The sequence below is a fragment of the Vibrio sp. STUT-A11 genome, from assembly GCF_026000435.1.
Lineage (GTDB): Bacteria > Pseudomonadota > Gammaproteobacteria > Enterobacterales > Vibrionaceae > Vibrio.
The window spans coordinates 1,541,597-1,559,012 of record NZ_AP026763.1 but is presented as its reverse complement, the minus strand read 5'-3'; the positions used below and the strand labels follow the sequence as shown (position 1 = coordinate 1,559,012).

23 protein-coding genes are annotated in these 17,416 nt (G+C 43.3%); 9 read left to right on the top strand and 14 right to left on the bottom strand.

The window, feature by feature from the left end; translation table 11 throughout:
• Positions 1-44: 44 nt before the first annotated feature.
• Entirely contained in the window at positions 45-1,244 is a 1,200-nt protein-coding gene (locus OO774_RS07415) for an IS4 family transposase (RefSeq protein WP_263837029.1), read from the top strand.
• A gap of 129 nt (positions 1,245-1,373) precedes the next feature.
• Here the strand turns inward: OO774_RS07415 and OO774_RS07410 are convergent, their stop codons facing one another.
• The 3 genes from OO774_RS07410 to OO774_RS07400 all read right to left on the bottom strand — a co-directional run bounded on the left by OO774_RS07410 (position 1,374) and on the right by OO774_RS07400 (position 3,464).
• Positions 1,374-2,069: a hypothetical protein gene (locus tag OO774_RS07410; RefSeq protein ID WP_264905896.1), complete on the bottom strand. Its 696-nt coding sequence runs from the start codon at positions 2,067-2,069 to the stop codon at positions 1,374-1,376.
• 215 nt (positions 2,070-2,284) lie between these two features.
• Positions 2,285-2,644, bottom strand: a complete 360-nt coding sequence (locus OO774_RS07405) for a hypothetical protein (protein WP_264905895.1) — start codon at positions 2,642-2,644, stop codon at positions 2,285-2,287.
• A gap of 217 nt (positions 2,645-2,861) precedes the next feature.
• Entirely contained in the window at positions 2,862-3,464 is a 603-nt protein-coding gene (locus tag OO774_RS07400) for a hypothetical protein (protein ID WP_264905894.1), read from the bottom strand.
• A 197-nt stretch (positions 3,465-3,661) separates the two neighbouring features.
• Between OO774_RS07400 and OO774_RS07395 the strand changes: the two genes are divergently transcribed.
• Positions 3,662-3,910, top strand: coding sequence for a type II toxin-antitoxin system Phd/YefM family antitoxin (locus OO774_RS07395; protein ID WP_005377003.1), 249 nt, complete (start codon positions 3,662-3,664; stop codon positions 3,908-3,910).
• Complete coding sequence (locus OO774_RS07390; RefSeq protein WP_264905861.1) at positions 3,900-4,190, top strand: type II toxin-antitoxin system RelE/ParE family toxin; 291 nt, start codon at positions 3,900-3,902, stop codon at positions 4,188-4,190. The genes OO774_RS07395 and OO774_RS07390 overlap by 11 nt, the downstream gene beginning before the upstream one ends.
• A gap of 229 nt (positions 4,191-4,419) precedes the next feature.
• Here the strand turns inward: OO774_RS07390 and OO774_RS07380 are convergent, their stop codons facing one another.
• Positions 4,420-4,635: a hypothetical protein gene (locus OO774_RS07380; protein WP_228841545.1), complete on the bottom strand. Its 216-nt coding sequence runs from the start codon at positions 4,633-4,635 to the stop codon at positions 4,420-4,422.
• Between the two features lie 293 nt (positions 4,636-4,928).
• Complete coding sequence (locus OO774_RS07375; protein ID WP_140210238.1) at positions 4,929-5,384, bottom strand: GNAT family N-acetyltransferase; 456 nt, start codon at positions 5,382-5,384, stop codon at positions 4,929-4,931.
• Positions 5,385-5,560: 176 nt separating this feature from the next.
• Here OO774_RS07375 and OO774_RS07370 point away from each other — a divergent pair, with 176 nt between their 5' ends.
• The 3 genes from OO774_RS07370 to OO774_RS07360 all read left to right on the top strand — a co-directional run bounded on the left by OO774_RS07370 (position 5,561) and on the right by OO774_RS07360 (position 7,453).
• Positions 5,561-5,806: a type II toxin-antitoxin system CcdA family antitoxin gene (locus tag OO774_RS07370; protein WP_026050326.1), complete on the top strand. Its 246-nt coding sequence runs from the start codon at positions 5,561-5,563 to the stop codon at positions 5,804-5,806.
• A complete protein-coding gene (locus OO774_RS07365) occupies positions 5,806-6,123 on the top strand; it encodes a CcdB family protein (protein WP_026050327.1) in 318 nt (105 codons plus the stop codon). The genes OO774_RS07370 and OO774_RS07365 overlap by 1 nt, the downstream gene beginning before the upstream one ends.
• A 130-nt stretch (positions 6,124-6,253) precedes the next feature.
• The gene (locus tag OO774_RS07360) at positions 6,254-7,453 is read left to right on the top strand and encodes an IS4 family transposase (protein ID WP_263837029.1); all 1,200 of its coding nucleotides are present in this window, start codon (positions 6,254-6,256) and stop codon (positions 7,451-7,453) included.
• Between the two features lie 127 nt (positions 7,454-7,580).
• Here OO774_RS07360 and OO774_RS07350 read toward each other — a convergent pair whose 3' ends face one another.
• Both OO774_RS07350 and OO774_RS07340 read right to left on the bottom strand, forming a co-directional pair.
• Positions 7,581-8,090 (bottom strand): ClbS/DfsB family four-helix bundle protein, encoded by a 510-nt coding sequence (locus tag OO774_RS07350; RefSeq protein WP_031850736.1) that lies wholly within the window; start codon positions 8,088-8,090, stop codon positions 7,581-7,583.
• Between the two features lie 682 nt (positions 8,091-8,772).
• A complete protein-coding gene (locus tag OO774_RS07340) occupies positions 8,773-9,354 on the bottom strand; it encodes a hypothetical protein (protein ID WP_029842326.1) in 582 nt (193 codons plus the stop codon).
• Positions 9,355-9,505: 151 nt separating this feature from the next.
• Here OO774_RS07340 and OO774_RS07335 point away from each other — a divergent pair, with 151 nt between their 5' ends.
• Entirely contained in the window at positions 9,506-10,705 is a 1,200-nt protein-coding gene (locus OO774_RS07335; RefSeq protein WP_263837029.1) for an IS4 family transposase, read from the top strand.
• Positions 10,706-10,845: 140 nt separating this feature from the next.
• Here OO774_RS07335 and OO774_RS07325 read toward each other — a convergent pair whose 3' ends face one another.
• Together OO774_RS07325 and OO774_RS07320 are read right to left on the bottom strand one after the other, a co-directional pair.
• Entirely contained in the window at positions 10,846-11,193 is a 348-nt protein-coding gene (locus tag OO774_RS07325; protein WP_188052772.1) for a hypothetical protein, read from the bottom strand.
• A gap of 172 nt (positions 11,194-11,365) precedes the next feature.
• On the bottom strand, positions 11,366-11,638 hold the full coding sequence (locus tag OO774_RS07320; RefSeq protein ID WP_346015259.1) for a hypothetical protein: 273 nt from the start codon (positions 11,636-11,638) through the stop codon (positions 11,366-11,368).
• Between the two features lie 374 nt (positions 11,639-12,012).
• On the opposite strand from OO774_RS07320, the gene OO774_RS07315 reads away from it, so the two are divergent.
• Positions 12,013-12,201 carry a hypothetical protein gene (locus OO774_RS07315; protein WP_264905836.1) on the top strand — a complete coding sequence of 63 codons (189 nt, stop codon included), beginning with the start codon at positions 12,013-12,015 and terminating at the stop codon, positions 12,199-12,201.
• A gap of 736 nt (positions 12,202-12,937) precedes the next feature.
• Here the strand turns inward: OO774_RS07315 and OO774_RS07300 are convergent.
• From OO774_RS07300 to OO774_RS07290, 3 genes are all read right to left on the bottom strand, one after another.
• Positions 12,938-13,447, bottom strand: coding sequence for a ClbS/DfsB family four-helix bundle protein (locus OO774_RS07300; protein WP_264905833.1), 510 nt, complete (start codon positions 13,445-13,447; stop codon positions 12,938-12,940).
• Positions 13,448-13,583: 136 nt separating this feature from the next.
• Positions 13,584-13,943 carry a VOC family protein gene (locus tag OO774_RS07295; RefSeq protein WP_264905831.1) on the bottom strand — a complete coding sequence of 120 codons (360 nt, stop codon included), beginning with the start codon at positions 13,941-13,943 and terminating at the stop codon, positions 13,584-13,586.
• Between the two features lie 153 nt (positions 13,944-14,096).
• Positions 14,097-14,564, bottom strand: a complete 468-nt coding sequence (locus tag OO774_RS07290; RefSeq protein WP_264905830.1) for a GNAT family N-acetyltransferase — start codon at positions 14,562-14,564, stop codon at positions 14,097-14,099.
• Positions 14,565-14,714: 150 nt separating this feature from the next.
• Between OO774_RS07290 and OO774_RS07285 the strand changes: the two genes are divergently transcribed.
• Positions 14,715-15,914 (top strand): IS4 family transposase, encoded by a 1,200-nt coding sequence (locus OO774_RS07285; protein WP_263837029.1) that lies wholly within the window; start codon positions 14,715-14,717, stop codon positions 15,912-15,914.
• Between the two features lie 127 nt (positions 15,915-16,041).
• Here the strand turns inward: OO774_RS07285 and OO774_RS07280 are convergent, their stop codons facing one another.
• Together OO774_RS07280 and OO774_RS07275 are read right to left on the bottom strand one after the other, a co-directional pair.
• Positions 16,042-16,428, bottom strand: coding sequence for a tautomerase family protein (locus OO774_RS07280; protein ID WP_045595986.1), 387 nt, complete (start codon positions 16,426-16,428; stop codon positions 16,042-16,044).
• 136 nt (positions 16,429-16,564) lie between these two features.
• Positions 16,565-17,269, bottom strand: a complete 705-nt coding sequence (locus tag OO774_RS07275) for a hypothetical protein (protein ID WP_264905827.1) — start codon at positions 17,267-17,269, stop codon at positions 16,565-16,567.
• Positions 17,270-17,416 lie beyond the last annotated feature (147 nt).

Here is a 17,416-nt window from a genome sequence, read left to right as displayed (position 1 = left end):
CAAAAACACACCTGATTAAATGGATTTAATAGGGAACCCTAACGATGCGCGACATTCAAATTCTACAGCAAACTCTCGAGAATCAATGCCCTGACATTCACAAAAAACGACTGAGATCTCTGATGCTTGCAACCAAAACTGTACTCGACGGCTCTGATCTCACATTGACCAAAATTGGGCGCGCACTCGACACCGATACCACCGTAAAGCATGCGATTAAACGTATCGACCGATTGCTCGGTAATCGCAACCTACACCGTGAAAAAGACGCCATTTATAGGTGGCATGCGTCCTTTATTACCCGTGCCAACCCTTTTCCTGTGGTGCTCGTTGATTGGTCAGATGTTCGTGAGCAGCTACGTTATATGACATTGCGCGCTTCAGTCGCCGTTAAAGGTCGAGCCGTCACGCTTTATGAGCAGGCGTTTGAATACAAAAACTACAACTCTCCAAAGAGCCATCAATACTTTCTCGATAAGCTTCAAACGCTCCTGCCCGAAGGCTGCACTCCTATCATTGTCTCGGATGCTGGATTTAGAAATACATGGTTTCGGCAAGTCGCCAATAAAGGTTGGTTCTGGTTGGGACGCGTACGTGGCGAAGTCTCGATCAAATGTGGTGATGCACCTTGGCAATGGAACAAGACCTTCTATCCTCAGGCAACTGACACGCCGCAGTTTTTAGGGGAAAGCCAATTAGCACGGCGTTCGCCGCTCACATGCTTTGCCTACTTATACAAGAGTCAACCTAAAGGCAGAAAACCCCATCGACACAGCCGAACCTGCCAAAAGCATTCAGCAGGAAAAGTATTCCACAAAGGTGCAAAAGAGCCTTGGCTTCTAGTAACAAACATCCCCAATCAGGTATTGAATGGCGTTAAAATCACTCGCTTATACGCCAAAAGAATGCAGATTGAAGAGTCGTTTCGAGATCTAAAAAGCCCCGCTTACGGATTGGCACTGCGCCACAATCGAACTCGCTGTACGAATCGTATCGATATCCTGCTGCTCATGGCGCTAATGGCAGAAATCATCATGTGGTGGAATGGCTTAATCGCCATGCAAGCTCAATGGCATTATGACTTCCAAGCCAACACCATCAAACATCGCCGAGTACTATCCATCCCTAGACTGGGTAAAGAGGTACGTTGTCATCGGAGATACCAAATAAAAGGATCCCAATATCATTGGGCTATGTTGGAATATCAACGTCTCACACACACTTGTGGCTTAGGTGAATTATGAGGGGATCCGCCAGCGCCGCATTAAGGTGTGAGTAACGCGACCACGAAACCAAACCATACCACCGTAAACACTTAACCCAAAGATGGAATGAAGAATGCCAAGCGTTAGGAATCACTCTTAAATGCTTTGTTAGGAATGAATGCTCGACAGGATACCGTTCACTAAAGCTCCACCAAGTAAACCTGACCAGCCCATCCAATTTCCGGGTTCTAAATTAGCAAACTGAAATAAAACCACACCAAATGCAGAGCAGCCAACCGCATATGCTAGTTTTCCTTTGGAAATCACTGGGGCCCATTCGTGCATTTTACTTACTCTTTCCTCTTCCGTTAAAGATGAGAACTCGCCATCTTCTGCCTGAATAACTAATAGGGCTGTCATTCCTTTCCCACTGATCAGCATAAAACCGATAATTATAAGGGCTAGAAACCACCAGTCACCTACAAGCCAAGCTAAAACGAACGCTAAAACAATCGAAAGAACCTTAGCTATAAATGCACCTGCAATTGCACTTTTATATGGTTCCAATATCCTCAATAGTTTATCTGGTTGCTCGTCCTCTCTAAACTTGTCTGGAGAGGTAAAGGCTACTGCAACAGTTTGGGCGAGAACAAACATCGAGAAGAAAGGAACCCATTCAGGTTTTATTTCATGCAGCCCAGGAATTAAAAGTAAAGCAAACAAAGTGATTCCTGACTTGACTAGAGTACTCCATTTACCCGGAGTTGCTTCGACATGATGCGGATCAAGAGCACCCAACCTTTGGAGTTGAAATAAACACCACCAAATTATCACTAGAACAGGTATTGACCATATCACTTCCATCCCCCCCCCCCCCCTTAATATATTAATAAACCGAGAGACTACTTTAAATTAGGCTATGCTTACCAGTCTATCAAGGGAGATTGAAGGCTATAAGAAACACAAATTCCTAACGCCGCATTAAGGTGTGAGCGGCGCTTGGCTATACTTGAGCGAAGCGAAAACGCCAAGCGTTGCGAATCACTCTTAAATGCTTTGTTATGTGCATTTTTCCAACATCAACTGCCAGTCATTTTTTGATACCCAAGACTCATAGACCTGACCCTATGATACCCATTTGAGGTCAAAGGCGTGATACGAATATATCGCTTCCCCAAAATTGAACTTTGACACCTTAAAGCAGCCGGAATGCCAAATAGATAAATATCGTCGTTATCCGTTGTCAGGTTGCTTTCACTTCTTTTCACCGTCCCTACGTACTGAAAAATAGCACCAACTAGAACTGCACCATAGGTAAACAAGTTTTGCTCTATCGAAAAGGCAAACTGCATTACTAGCAATACTGATACACCGCCAAACAATGACGCAAGACTCATAGAAAGTGCTCGGGGAAACCCCATAAACTCAATTTTTCGCATGATAGAACCTCCTTTACTCATGATTGTTCTATGAAATACGAAAAGTGCCACCCTAAACCTAGAATCATTGCGAGCTTGTTCAAACAGACGCATGCACATAACGCCCAATTAAGGGGTGAACAACGCTACCACTCAACCTAAAGCATTGTGCCATAAACACTAAATTTGAAGTAGAAGCCAAAATTCCGAGCGTTGTGAATCCCTCTTAAATTGCTTGTTATGCATTTATCTCTTTGATTGTCTTAGAAATTACCAGCGACAAAACAAACAAGTGCTGAAACAACCCCTTAATAAAACTACTCGATTCCTTATACTCAAAAAAAGCGGTAGCTTCTTGCTCCGTGGTCTGTCGACGCTTTAATTTCAAAAAAGTATTTTGCTCAATCTTGAGTAGATTCCACTTCCCATCCTTTATCTCTACTAAAGGCACCGCAAAATGAACTCTCAGATTTCTTATATCGCGAAACATTCGGTTTACGGCTAGAGGGTCATTTTCATAGGGGTCAGGACTATCCGATGGTAGGTAAAACTCTTTAGCAATATCCATTTTATTAAAGTCACTTTTCGATATGCCTCGCGACGTTATATCTATTTCAGCCGCTTCCCGAATAGAAATAACAGCAGAAAAGAAAGCACTTAACAGCCAATTAGCTTGAGGTATGTTCGATTCATTAGGTTTCAATGCTGAAAGCAACTGTGCAAAATACCGACTTTCGTTATACCTATCAATTGCTGTCGGCAATGCTAATTTCACTTTTTCGTCGAACTCATTCTTGTCAACTAAATCCTCGAATCCACTTTTACCATTTATATAACACATATTTTCCTCATTAATGCATAACGCCGCGTTAAGTGGTGAGCAACGCATACCACTACATTTGAAGTATTGTGCCGTAAACACCAAAGATGAAGCAAACCGAAAATGCCGAGCGTTGGGAATCCGTCTTAAACGCCTTGTTATACCGCTTGGTTGAGGCTAAAATGACCAACATAAAGACCACTTAAGAGACCTATTATATGACTACTAGAATTTTAGCCGATGTTGCTGCAAGCATTACTGAGTTGAAAGCTAACCCTATGAAAGTTGCAACTAGTGCTTACGGCGAACCTGTTGCTGTACTAAACCGAAATGAGCCAGCATTTTATTGCGTACCTGCCGAAGCGTACGAAATGATGATGGACAGACTCGAAGATCTTGAACTACTAGCTATCGCTAAAGAGCGTGAATCTGAAGAGAGCATTTCGGTAAATATTGATGACCTATAAACTCGACTTTAAAAAGAGCGCACTCAAAGAGTGGAAGAAGCTTGGCTCTACTCTGCAACAACAATTTAAGAAAAAGCTAATCGAGCGCTTAGATAACCCACATGTTCCGGCTTCAAAGCTTTCTGGAGCTGACAACATGTATAAAATTAAGTTGCGGCAATCGGGCTACCGTCTCGTCTACAAAGTTGAAGACGATGTCATCATTGTAACCGTCTTAGCTGTCGGGAAACGCGAACGTAGCGATGTTTACTGTAAAGCTATGAAAAGGTTAGATGATTGATTGCGGTATAACGCCCTGCTAAGGGGTGAGCAACGCAATACTGTAGCCGCCGCATACCGCCTTAATCACTAAATTCAACGCATAGTGAAAATGCCACGCGTTGCGAATCCCTCTTGAGCAGTTTGTTAGTTTGCAGACCCAAAGCGTTGATTTTACGTTATTTTAAACTTTGCAAACAATAAACTTTATGTGCTTTGATGCACTTACGTCAGGCGTGGTCTCAAAGCGGCTACTCAATGAAACCACGTGGAACAAACAACGCCGCAGAAAACGAACTCACAACACCAAAAAGCGCTTTTGGAAAACCAATCTCACAATGCGGACTTTCAACAAAGTCACTGAAACCACGTGGAACCCACCACACCAGAGAAAACGTCATTTCAGCGAGTAAATCGGCTTTTGTACCAACAAACTCAACGAGCAGAGTTTCAGCAAAAAAGTTCAACTCAGTTAACCCAAAAGTCGCCGCACCAAAGAACAAATCAACCGTTGAAACGATGCCAATTTTGGATTTTCACCACGCTAGTTAACACTGAAATTGAACGCCGATACGAAAATTTCGACTTTGAGCTTTTACCACTAGATCTTGCGATATAGCTGCGTTTTTCCTCTTGCAAACTAACGCCGCGTTAAGTGGTGAGCAACGCAGACCACCACACCTAAACCATTGTGCCGTAAACACTAAAGCTGAATCAAACCGAAAATGCCAAGCGTTGGGAATCCGTCTTAAACGCTTTGTTATGAGGCAACTTGAAGCGACAAAGAAAGGAAGTTTTCATCGCTTTCAGTTACCTTATAGCCAAGAGATTTGTAAAACCTTACCGCTGACTCGTTTCTAGTAAAACTTGATAAGGTTACATGACTACGCCCTTGCTCTCGCGCCATTTCGTGAACCACATTCATTACCCTTCCACCAAGTTGCTGATTCTGAAATTCTGGAAACACAATGAGTAAATGTACATGAAATGCGTTTTCGTAAGGCTTGAAGCATAGCATTCCAACTTGCGTGTTATTGAGATAAACCCAGTGAAACCAATGCGGCTCGTAGTCATTTTTTAAACGATTGACTTGGAACTCATCACACCAGCCAAAGACGGCATCAACATGCGAATAAATTCCCTGTTTCACAACAGAGAACAGACTTTCAAACTCATCATTTTCTATTTGTATTAGTTGAATATCCATATGCCTCATAACGCCCAATTAAGGTGTGAGCCACGCTACCACTGCACTCAACTAGGACGCCGTAAACACTAAACTAAACCCAAACTAAAAATGCCAAGCGTGGGGAATCACTCTTAAATTGTTTGTTATATGCCTTTTGTGCGCCTATACTTAATGCGCACCATAAATACGCATAGGTAATTATCATGAGAAACGCATATAGTACGCAAGCACCCAAGAAAGCTGCAAACTTAAGCTTAAATAGCGAGTTACTCGCTGAAGCTAAGCGCCTAAACATAAACCTCTCGGCAACAATGGAAAAAGCCCTTGAAAAAGAAGTAAATCAGCGCCGTAAGACTGAGTGGTTAGAGCAAAATGCAGATGCTATCAACGCTTGCAATGAACTAACCGAAAATCACGGTCTGTTTTCTGATTCTTACCGAGTATTCTAATGTCACAATTTTCACTATACCAAAATAACGATAAAAGCACTGCTACCGCTTACCCATACTTTGTTGATGTTCAAAGTGAAATGCTTGATACACTGAATACCCGGCTGGTGATTCCATTAACACCGGTTGAAATGTTAGAGAAGAAAGCCCCTACTCACCTATGCCCAGTGATCCACATTGATGAAGGTGACTTCGTAATCCTAACTCACCAAATGGCGAGTGTGCCAACTAAGATTTTACGTGATCCGGTAAATGATTTGAGCACTTTTAGAAACGAGATTATTGCTGCTATCGACTTCCTGATTACTGGCATATAACGCCCTGTTCTTACGAATCCCCTCATAATTTCTATATAAAACAATGAGTAGACGCGCATCGCTCATTCTGATCTAATGAATTTCGCCAAAAACACACCTGATTAAATGGATTTAATAGGGAACCCTAACGATGCGCGACATTCAAATTCTACAGCAAACTCTCGAGAATCAATGCCCTGACATTCACAAAAAACGACTGAGATCTCTGATGCTTGCAACCAAAACTGTACTCGACGGCTCTGATCTCACATTGACCAAAATTGGGCGCGCACTCGACACCGATACCACCGTAAAGCATGCGATTAAACGTATCGACCGATTGCTCGGTAATCGCAACCTACACCGTGAAAAAGACGCCATTTATAGGTGGCATGCGTCCTTTATTACCCGTGCCAACCCTTTTCCTGTGGTGCTCGTTGATTGGTCAGATGTTCGTGAGCAGCTACGTTATATGACATTGCGCGCTTCAGTCGCCGTTAAAGGTCGAGCCGTCACGCTTTATGAGCAGGCGTTTGAATACAAAAACTACAACTCTCCAAAGAGCCATCAATACTTTCTCGATAAGCTTCAAACGCTCCTGCCCGAAGGCTGCACTCCTATCATTGTCTCGGATGCTGGATTTAGAAATACATGGTTTCGGCAAGTCGCCAATAAAGGTTGGTTCTGGTTGGGACGCGTACGTGGCGAAGTCTCGATCAAATGTGGTGATGCACCTTGGCAATGGAACAAGACCTTCTATCCTCAGGCAACTGACACGCCGCAGTTTTTAGGGGAAAGCCAATTAGCACGGCGTTCGCCGCTCACATGCTTTGCCTACTTATACAAGAGTCAACCTAAAGGCAGAAAACCCCATCGACACAGCCGAACCTGCCAAAAGCATTCAGCAGGAAAAGTATTCCACAAAGGTGCAAAAGAGCCTTGGCTTCTAGTAACAAACATCCCCAATCAGGTATTGAATGGCGTTAAAATCACTCGCTTATACGCCAAAAGAATGCAGATTGAAGAGTCGTTTCGAGATCTAAAAAGCCCCGCTTACGGATTGGCACTGCGCCACAATCGAACTCGCTGTACGAATCGTATCGATATCCTGCTGCTCATGGCGCTAATGGCAGAAATCATCATGTGGTGGAATGGCTTAATCGCCATGCAAGCTCAATGGCATTATGACTTCCAAGCCAACACCATCAAACATCGCCGAGTACTATCCATCCCTAGACTGGGTAAAGAGGTACGTTGTCATCGGAGATACCAAATAAAAGGATCCCAATATCATTGGGCTATGTTGGAATATCAACGTCTCACACACACTTGTGGCTTAGGTGAATTATGAGGGGATCCGCCAGCGCCCTGTTAAGGTGTGAGCAACGCAATACCGAAGCCGCCGCATACCACCTTAAACACTAAAACCAACGCATAATAAAAATGCCACGCGTTGCGAATCACTCTTAAACAGTTTGTTATGTGAATTCTCGATTGAAACGCCGAACTTTTGTACGCATATTTTTCATAGGTGATGATGTATTAAACTGAATCATGCGCCCCAAAGTCCATTGTTCATACCACGCAACACCATACAAATCATGGTCACTTAAGCTTGAAATGAGTAAAAGTATCTCGTTAACTGTAGACTCAAGCTCAATGAGTAAATCATCATATTTCCACTCACAGTACTCTTCGTGGAAGCTTTCAGCGAGTGAGCCTAATTGGTTCCATTTATAACCAGTTTCCGGGAAATCAACATGTTGGTTTTGAGATCTTAAGTGATGCCATTTTAGAACGAGTTTTCCCCAACCAATCAAGTAAGCCACTGTATCACTAACGCTAATGACTGTACCTTTGACGTTTCCCTCTACTCCAGGTTTGCGAGCTTCGCTTTCCGGAATTGAACGATAGTCAGCCATGAGTTTCGGAAATATTGAGTTTATAGCCAACTCCAATTCATCCTTATTTCTTGGCACAGAAGACATTTTGACCTCCATTCACATAACGCCTTGCTAAGGTGTGAGTAACGCAATGCAAAAGCTACCGCACAGCGCCTTAATCACCAAAGCCACCGCATAGTAAAAATGCCACGCGTTACGAATCACTCTTAAGCAATTTGTTAGTACATGCGCTACTTCTATTTATGCGCTCCAAGATATTGAAAAATGAGATGATATGAAAGGCTTTGAACACTGAAGTGAGACGGACAGCTACAAAACTTTACCGTCTTTGAGAGACGAAAGTTGGCTAGAAGAAAACCACACCGAAATACCCTACTTCAACTGGCTTCAAATTAGAAAAGGATTCGATCCTCGCACTCCGACGGCAGCACCAATAGCAACCAAGATTCACTCAGAAGCCGCCACAAAAATGAAGAAGCGCCAAAGAAATAGGCTAAGAGTTAGAAACCGTAAACGGTGAAATCAAAGCGAACACTCCGCATATAGTGCCACCGGAAAGAACGTGAAAGGCACTAACTTGACGGTGTAAATATGAGCGCCAAAACAGATAAACACCAAAACTTATGACCTTTGATGTCAAAACCCGTACTAACGCCTTGTTAAGGGGTGAGCAACGCAATACCGATGCCTCAGCATACCACCTTAATCACTAAAACCAACGCACAGTAAAAATGCCACGCGTTGCGAATCCCTCTTGAACAATTTGTTATAACCGCCCATCAACCTGCGCGATATACTTAACTGCACTTCTTGTCACACGAAACATTCGACTTCCTGAACCGTTGAAATCGAGCATGAGCAAACCAAGTGAGCATAAAAGATTGAAATCATCGTCTACAAAACGGTATTCAGTGATACCTAATGATCGTCTGTCACCATCATAAACACGATAGTCTGTGCCGGAGAGAGTTTTTGACTCCAAAATAAAACTACCTTGAGACTCAACTAAGTTCCTCAAAATTGTCATTGCTTGATCAGAAATTTCCGCGTTTGGGTTAATAGCACTAGCAATTTCATGAAAGCCCTCTATACCAGAAGCTAGCTGAAGTAAGGACTCATCTAAATGATTAAGTTTACTCAGTACTAAATCGTGATTTTGTTGAAGTAAACCTTTAATACTCAAGCCTAGAAGCTGATTTGTATGAAGTTCTTCAATAACACTTTTATGTCTTTTATCGCTAAGCCAATTTACAAATTCTTGATACTCATCGTCAGATGCTGACTTTCGATCTGATTTGAAGTTATAAATCAGACCAATTATCGTAGCTAAAGAACTGAATACTTCCATTTTGACCTCATTAGGTTATAACGCCCTGTTCTTACGAATCCCCTCATAATTTCTATATAAAACAATGAGTAGACGCGCATCGCTCATTCTGATCTAATGAATTTCGCCAAAAACACACCTGATTAAATGGATTTAATAGGGAACCCTAACGATGCGCGACATTCAAATTCTACAGCAAACTCTCGAGAATCAATGCCCTGACATTCACAAAAAACGACTGAGATCTCTGATGCTTGCAACCAAAACTGTACTCGACGGCTCTGATCTCACATTGACCAAAATTGGGCGCGCACTCGACACCGATACCACCGTAAAGCATGCGATTAAACGTATCGACCGATTGCTCGGTAATCGCAACCTACACCGTGAAAAAGACGCCATTTATAGGTGGCATGCGTCCTTTATTACCCGTGCCAACCCTTTTCCTGTGGTGCTCGTTGATTGGTCAGATGTTCGTGAGCAGCTACGTTATATGACATTGCGCGCTTCAGTCGCCGTTAAAGGTCGAGCCGTCACGCTTTATGAGCAGGCGTTTGAATACAAAAACTACAACTCTCCAAAGAGCCATCAATACTTTCTCGATAAGCTTCAAACGCTCCTGCCCGAAGGCTGCACTCCTATCATTGTCTCGGATGCTGGATTTAGAAATACATGGTTTCGGCAAGTCGCCAATAAAGGTTGGTTCTGGTTGGGACGCGTACGTGGCGAAGTCTCGATCAAATGTGGTGATGCACCTTGGCAATGGAACAAGACCTTCTATCCTCAGGCAACTGACACGCCGCAGTTTTTAGGGGAAAGCCAATTAGCACGGCGTTCGCCGCTCACATGCTTTGCCTACTTATACAAGAGTCAACCTAAAGGCAGAAAACCCCATCGACACAGCCGAACCTGCCAAAAGCATTCAGCAGGAAAAGTATTCCACAAAGGTGCAAAAGAGCCTTGGCTTCTAGTAACAAACATCCCCAATCAGGTATTGAATGGCGTTAAAATCACTCGCTTATACGCCAAAAGAATGCAGATTGAAGAGTCGTTTCGAGATCTAAAAAGCCCCGCTTACGGATTGGCACTGCGCCACAATCGAACTCGCTGTACGAATCGTATCGATATCCTGCTGCTCATGGCGCTAATGGCAGAAATCATCATGTGGTGGAATGGCTTAATCGCCATGCAAGCTCAATGGCATTATGACTTCCAAGCCAACACCATCAAACATCGCCGAGTACTATCCATCCCTAGACTGGGTAAAGAGGTACGTTGTCATCGGAGATACCAAATAAAAGGATCCCAATATCATTGGGCTATGTTGGAATATCAACGTCTCACACACACTTGTGGCTTAGGTGAATTATGAGGGGATCCGCCAGCGCCCTGTTAAGGTGTGAGCAACGCAATACCGAAGCTACCGCATACCACCTTAAACACAACACGCAACGCATAGCAAAAATGCCAAGCGTTGCGAATCACTCTTAAACAGATTGTTATACAAGCAAGCTAATCTTCGCTGAATTTATAACCACAATCTAAACACTCGAAGTTATCCAATACATTGTCATCAATGACCTTACCCGCTACGGCTCCGGCTGCTGCACCAGTACCAGCTCCTGCAACTGCGCCTGCTACAGCTCCAGCGATACTGCCAATAGTGCCGCCCAATGCTGCTCCGATAGGCCCACCGAAAGCACCTAGAGCGAGCCCTGCTTTGAGACCAGCAGCAGCACCTCCCGTAGCTGCAACTGCACCTCCAGCAGCGCCACCAACGCCTCCTACAGTTGCCCCTGCTTTTTTCCCATAGTTTAACTTATCTACTTTCGTAGATTCACATTTTGGACAACTCTTCATTTTTCCTCCTTGTTGTATAACGCCGCATTAAGGGGTGAACAACGCATTCCACCCGACCTAAAGCATTGTGCCGTAAACACTTAAGCTAATTCAAACCAAAACTGCCAAGCGTTGTGAATCCCTCTTGAATGCTTTGTTAGTTGCCAAACCCAAAGCTTAGGTTTGGAGTTTATTACCGCTTTGCCAACGCTAGCTTTATGTACTTTGAAAAACTCAAATCAGGCGCAGTTTCAAAGTGTTTGTCACTGAAACCACTTGGAACACGCAATGCCGTAGAAAACGAACTGACAACACCAAAAAGGCCTTTTGGAGAAACAATGCCACAGAGCTGACTTTCAACAAGTAAACCAGCTTCTGAAATGGCAAACCAAACTAGGAAAAGATCGAAGCTCAATTCCCACGAGCCAAGATCCCGAAGTTCGAAGTGCAGAATCGAGCAAAGCATACGAACTATTAGACCTAAACATTCTGTTTTAGCTGCGTTTTCCTCGTTGGCAACTAACGCCCAATTAAGGGGTGAGCAACGCTATCATCCAACCTAAAGCATTGTACCGTAATCACTAAAATTGAAGTAGAAGCAAAAATGCCAAGCGTTGGGAATCCCTCTTAAATTGCTTGTTATGTTTTACCACAAACACATGATTTACTTGAGAAAGAACTGCTATTTCTGACTAGGTTTATGAGCTAAACCACAGGCAAGAACCGACTTGGCCGCCAAAGGCGACCAACCTAAAACAAGTAATTCCACTTCCCTGCCCAATGAGGCAACCCGACTTAGCTTCAACAAGCGCCCTCTCTTTCCAACTATAGCGCAGTACAATGGCAAATTGCCGAGGCAACTGCCAAGCCAACATGCTACGTGGAAAATACACTCAAAGCGACTTTGAGCCAGTGACACTTAAAGCCATCCGACACGACCTGCAAATGAAGCAACCCACGAATATTGGCATGTTTTACTGGCTGAGAGATTCACGAATTTGGGCTGACAATGCAGATTTGCTGTGGTAACTCGAATGAATTGCCAAAGGGACAAAGAACAGAGATCGAAGAATTTTAAGCCATTGAAATACAAGTAAACATAACGCCCTGTTAAGGGGTGAGCAACGCAATACCTAAGCCGCCGCATACCACCTTAATCACTAAAACTAACGCATAGTAAAAATGCCACGCGTTGTGAATCCCTCTTGAACAGTTTGTTAGTACGCTGCCCGTTAACCTTTGGCACAAGCCAAGTTATTGAAATATTGCACGAAACTTTTGGCTTAAAACGCGGAAGATAAAGGGACAACTGCCAAACTAGAACTCAATCTCAAAACGCAAGTTGGCGAGAAGAAAAACTTGCTTAACCGCCCTATTTTCACCGCTTTCAAATTAACAAAGGATACGGGCTTCAGAACTAAACGACAGCGACAGAAAAACTCAGTTTTTGACGAAAATTTCCCAACATCAAAGAAACCACACCAAAGAAATAACCCGAAAGTTAGAAACCGTAAACAGTGAAGTGACAACAAACTCTACACATATAGTGCCACCGGAAAGAACGTGAAAGGCACATTTGATCAGGTGCAAAGCAAGGAAAAGAAACCGATAAACACCGAAAATTTTACCGTTGATGCCAATCCAGTACTAACGCCCAATTAAGGTGTGAGGCGCGCAATACCTATGCTGCCGCATACCACCTCAATCACTAAAACCGACGCATAGTAAAAATGCCACGCGTGCCGAATCACTCTTAAATTGTTTGTTATGTGAATTCTCGATTGAAACGTCGAACTTTTGTGCGCATATTTTTCATAGGCGATGATGTATTGAACTGAATCATGCGCCCCATAGTCCATTGTTCATACCACGCAACACCATACAAATCATGGTCACTTAAGCTTGAAATGAGTAAAAGTATCTCGTTAACCGTAGACTCTAGCTCAATGAGTAAATCATCATATTTCCACTCACGATACTCTTCGTGGAAGCTTTCAGCGAGTGAACCTAATTGGTTCCATTTATAACCAGTTTCCGGAAAATCAACATGTTGGTTTTGAGATCTTAAGTGATGCCATTTAAGAACGAGTCTTCCCCATCCAATCAAGTAAGCCACTGTATCACTGACGCTAATGACTGTACCTTTGACGTTTCCCTCTACTCCAGGTTTGCGAGCTTTGCTTTCCGGAATTGAACGATAGTCAGCCATGAGTTTCGGAAATATTGAGTTTATAGCTAACTCCAATTCATCCTTATTTCTTGGCACAGAAGACATTTCTACCTCCATTCACATAACGCCGCATTAAGGGGTGAACAACGCATTCCGCCCAAACTAAACCATTGTGCCGTAAACACTAAAGCTGATTCAAACCAAAACTGCCAAGCGTTGTGAATCCCTCTTAAATGCTTTGTTATACGCGGGCTTCCGACCAAACTGCGAACTCATTCCCACTTGGTTCTAGAAAATGAAAACGGCAACCACCAGGAAATTCGAATATAGGGCGAATGATTTCACCACTACTTTGAACGACTTTACTTAGAGTACCTTCTATGTCAGAGCTGTAGAATACCAAAAGTGCTCCACCGGTATTAGTTTGGCTGCAACAATCGGCTTTAAAGAAACCACCGTCTAATCCCTGATTTGAAAAAGCTGTATATTCAGGTCCGTAGTCGACAAACTCCCAACCGAAAACTGAAGAGAAGAATGATTTTGTCGACTCTAAGTCTTTTGCGCCAAACTCAACATAATTAAGTTTTTCATGCTGATTCATTTCCTTGCTCCTTTTTGATTGTCCTGATAAGCGTATAACGCCGCGTTAAGGGGTGAGCAACGCTGCCACCTAACCTAAACCATTGTGCCGTAAACACTAAAGCCGAATCAAACTGAAAATGCCAAGCGTTGAGAATCCCTCTTAAACGCTTTGTTATGTGGCTGCGTGCCACACCATTATTGTCGTTTCAACCTGATTACTCGTAGATTGATGAAGTGAAGTGAAACCTTGCCCAAGATACAAACCTACGTTCTTACTTTCACATTGTAAGTAAAGGGCTTTTACCCCAAAGTCTACTGCCATTTTTTTAGCTTCACTCAACAGCTTTTTGGCAACTCCATTTCCACGATGTTCGGCTGCAACGTAGACACCACCTACCCAGTTTTCATAGTCAGGGTAGTTTTTATTTTCCCGAAACTTAAGCTCTAGGGTTCCGACAAGGCTTCCATTTTCATGTGCAACAATACTTAAAGGCATTGCTTGGTTGGTCGCTTTAAGTGCAATATCTTCTTGCACCATTTTTTCCGTGACATTAGGTACTTTCGATGCCCATTCTCGAAAATACCAACTAGCTATTTTTGACACTTCATGCGGATGTTCCGCTAACAATGAAATTTCCATATTTCCTCTTTGCCACATAACGCCCGCTTCTTACGAATCCCCTCATAATTTCTATATAAAACAATGAGTAGACGCGCATCGCTCATTCTGATCTAATGAATTTCGCCAAAAACACACCTGATTAAATGGATTTAATAGGGAACCCTAACGATGCGCGACATTCAAATTCTACAGCAAACTCTCGAGAATCAATGCCCTGACATTCACAAAAAACGACTGAGATCTCTGATGCTTGCAACCAAAACTGTACTCGACGGCTCTGATCTCACATTGACCAAAATTGGGCGCGCACTCGACACCGATACCACCGTAAAGCATGCGATTAAACGTATCGACCGATTGCTCGGTAATCGCAACCTACACCGTGAAAAAGACGCCATTTATAGGTGGCATGCGTCCTTTATTACCCGTGCCAACCCTTTTCCTGTGGTGCTCGTTGATTGGTCAGATGTTCGTGAGCAGCTACGTTATATGACATTGCGCGCTTCAGTCGCCGTTAAAGGTCGAGCCGTCACGCTTTATGAGCAGGCGTTTGAATACAAAAACTACAACTCTCCAAAGAGCCATCAATACTTTCTCGATAAGCTTCAAACGCTCCTGCCCGAAGGCTGCACTCCTATCATTGTCTCGGATGCTGGATTTAGAAATACATGGTTTCGGCAAGTCGCCAATAAAGGTTGGTTCTGGTTGGGACGCGTACGTGGCGAAGTCTCGATCAAATGTGGTGATGCACCTTGGCAATGGAACAAGACCTTCTATCCTCAGGCAACTGACACGCCGCAGTTTTTAGGGGAAAGCCAATTAGCACGGCGTTCGCCGCTCACATGCTTTGCCTACTTATACAAGAGTCAACCTAAAGGCAGAAAACCCCATCGACACAGCCGAACCTGCCAAAAGCATTCAGCAGGAAAAGTATTCCACAAAGGTGCAAAAGAGCCTTGGCTTCTAGTAACAAACATCCCCAATCAGGTATTGAATGGCGTTAAAATCACTCGCTTATACGCCAAAAGAATGCAGATTGAAGAGTCGTTTCGAGATCTAAAAAGCCCCGCTTACGGATTGGCACTGCGCCACAATCGAACTCGCTGTACGAATCGTATCGATATCCTGCTGCTCATGGCGCTAATGGCAGAAATCATCATGTGGTGGAATGGCTTAATCGCCATGCAAGCTCAATGGCATTATGACTTCCAAGCCAACACCATCAAACATCGCCGAGTACTATCCATCCCTAGACTGGGTAAAGAGGTACGTTGTCATCGGAGATACCAAATAAAAGGATCCCAATATCATTGGGCTATGTTGGAATATCAACGTCTCACACACACTTGTGGCTTAGGTGAATTATGAGGGGATCCGCCAGCGCCGCATTAAGGTGTGAGCGACGCTTGGCTATACTTGAGCGAAGCGAAACTGCCAAGCGTTGCGAATCACTCTTAAATGCTTTGTTATACGTTTGTTTCCACCATGACCACAGCTAGACATTTACCTTATATGTCAGGTCCTTAACGTCATCTCCAGTCATGCCACGAAAACCCCAACAGTGCGGTGGTTGCTCCTTGATCGTAATTTCGATGTCTACAGGAGAAATGCCCAAGCTAGATTCGATATTAGCAAAAAGTGCCTTTATCAGAGCTTTTTTAGTTTCAGCTTTACGACCTTCCATCATATTGATTTCAATGACTGTATAAGCATCCGTGCGACCTTCTGGATAATAGAAGTCAGACTTATCGAGTGGAACAATTCTGTGAGCACGCTTACTTTCGGGCAGACTCAACACTTGTGTCATAGAGGCTTGAATTACATCAGATAATTCAGCTTTTATCGGGTTTAAATACTCTTTGATTCCATATATTACTACCACCGTTCCTCCTTAGAACGTATAACGCCCAATTAAGGTGTGAAGCACGCAACCACAATACTCAATTTGAACGCCGTAATCACTAAAACTGACCCAAACCAAAAGTGCCAAGCGAGCTGAATCACTCTTAAATTGTTTGTTAGCAGTACTTTACTGAATTTATCAGCTGTACAATTTTTTCTCGATAGTACTCGTGTGGCGCTGAACGATATTTTGGATCATTAATACACTGCAATTTGTAAATAATATCTCCATACATTCGACTTTGAGTAAATCCCATTAACTCTAGCAAAGCAGACGGTGATTTAAGCTTGAGAAAGCAGCTTTTTGAAAGTGCTACCTTGTCATGAAAATGTTCATGATGAAGCTCACCTATAACCCTACGAGCACTTTTATAGTTCACTTTGTTCCCGATGATCTCAAAGCAGTAGAGCGAGAGAATAACCAAATCGGTATAGTAATAATTTACATCAATGTCATCTTGGTTCAATGTGACTTCTTGCAAAATTACTCCCCCACCAATACCCGCAGTCAAATTAGACCACATAGAATGCTTACGCATTTGGTGAAGCTCGGGACGCAGTACACCCTTAGCTATATCCCAAGACTTAGTGGAGGAATCAACCATTGTTGATTTGACCTGAACCTTTCTGCTTATATCTTCAGAATCAAGGACTAAGTCATAGCCATTATCATCTACATCAGTACGGTAAGCTTTGAGGTAATACCCCTGCATCGCATAGGCTAACTGTAGATCAAACAATAATTTGTTCATTAACATCGACTCACGACGAATCGAATTTTCAGGCTCGTAGAAAAAATATCTCGATTTGTCATGTTCCATACTGATTTACCACCGTGTACTGCTAACGCCGCGTTAAGTGGTGAGCAACGCAGACCACCTTACCTAACCCATTGTGCCGTAAACACTAAAGCTGATTCAAACCGAGAATGCCGAGCGTTGGGAATCCGTCTTAAACGCTTTGTTATG

Excerpts from the sequence above, each read along its gene's own strand:
- OO774_RS07395 (WP_005377003.1), top strand. The coding sequence starts at position 3,662 with ATGACTACTAGAATTTTAGCCGATGTTGCTGCAAGCATTACTGAGTTG.
- OO774_RS07325 (WP_188052772.1), bottom strand. The coding sequence starts at position 11,193 with ATGAAGAGTTGTCCAAAATGTGAATCTACGAAAGTAGATAAGTTAAAC.
- OO774_RS07415 (WP_263837029.1), top strand. The coding sequence starts at position 45 with ATGCGCGACATTCAAATTCTACAGCAAACTCTCGAGAATCAATGCCCT.
- OO774_RS07400 (WP_264905894.1), bottom strand. The coding sequence starts at position 3,464 with ATGTGTTATATAAATGGTAAAAGTGGATTCGAGGATTTAGTTGACAAG.
- OO774_RS07405 (WP_264905895.1), bottom strand. The coding sequence starts at position 2,644 with ATGCGAAAAATTGAGTTTATGGGGTTTCCCCGAGCACTTTCTATGAGT.
- OO774_RS07410 (WP_264905896.1), bottom strand. The coding sequence starts at position 2,069 with ATGGAAGTGATATGGTCAATACCTGTTCTAGTGATAATTTGGTGGTGT.
- OO774_RS07375 (WP_140210238.1), bottom strand. The coding sequence starts at position 5,384 with ATGAGGCATATGGATATTCAACTAATACAAATAGAAAATGATGAGTTT.
- OO774_RS07320 (WP_346015259.1), bottom strand. The coding sequence starts at position 11,638 with ATGCTTTGCTCGATTCTGCACTTCGAACTTCGGGATCTTGGCTCGTGG.
- OO774_RS07340 (WP_029842326.1), bottom strand. The coding sequence starts at position 9,354 with ATGGAAGTATTCAGTTCTTTAGCTACGATAATTGGTCTGATTTATAAC.
- OO774_RS07285 (WP_263837029.1), top strand. The coding sequence starts at position 14,715 with ATGCGCGACATTCAAATTCTACAGCAAACTCTCGAGAATCAATGCCCT.
- OO774_RS07295 (WP_264905831.1), bottom strand. The coding sequence starts at position 13,943 with ATGAATCAGCATGAAAAACTTAATTATGTTGAGTTTGGCGCAAAAGAC.
- OO774_RS07335 (WP_263837029.1), top strand. The coding sequence starts at position 9,506 with ATGCGCGACATTCAAATTCTACAGCAAACTCTCGAGAATCAATGCCCT.
- OO774_RS07370 (WP_026050326.1), top strand. The coding sequence starts at position 5,561 with ATGAGAAACGCATATAGTACGCAAGCACCCAAGAAAGCTGCAAACTTA.
- OO774_RS07275 (WP_264905827.1), bottom strand. The coding sequence starts at position 17,269 with ATGGAACATGACAAATCGAGATATTTTTTCTACGAGCCTGAAAATTCG.
- OO774_RS07315 (WP_264905836.1), top strand. The coding sequence starts at position 12,013 with ATGGCAAATTGCCGAGGCAACTGCCAAGCCAACATGCTACGTGGAAAA.
- OO774_RS07360 (WP_263837029.1), top strand. The coding sequence starts at position 6,254 with ATGCGCGACATTCAAATTCTACAGCAAACTCTCGAGAATCAATGCCCT.
- OO774_RS07365 (WP_026050327.1), top strand. The coding sequence starts at position 5,806 with ATGTCACAATTTTCACTATACCAAAATAACGATAAAAGCACTGCTACC.
- OO774_RS07300 (WP_264905833.1), bottom strand. The coding sequence starts at position 13,447 with ATGTCTTCTGTGCCAAGAAATAAGGATGAATTGGAGTTAGCTATAAAC.
- OO774_RS07390 (WP_264905861.1), top strand. The coding sequence starts at position 3,900 with ATGACCTATAAACTCGACTTTAAAAAGAGCGCACTCAAAGAGTGGAAG.
- OO774_RS07350 (WP_031850736.1), bottom strand. The coding sequence starts at position 8,090 with ATGTCTTCTGTGCCAAGAAATAAGGATGAATTGGAGTTGGCTATAAAC.
- OO774_RS07290 (WP_264905830.1), bottom strand. The coding sequence starts at position 14,564 with ATGGAAATTTCATTGTTAGCGGAACATCCGCATGAAGTGTCAAAAATA.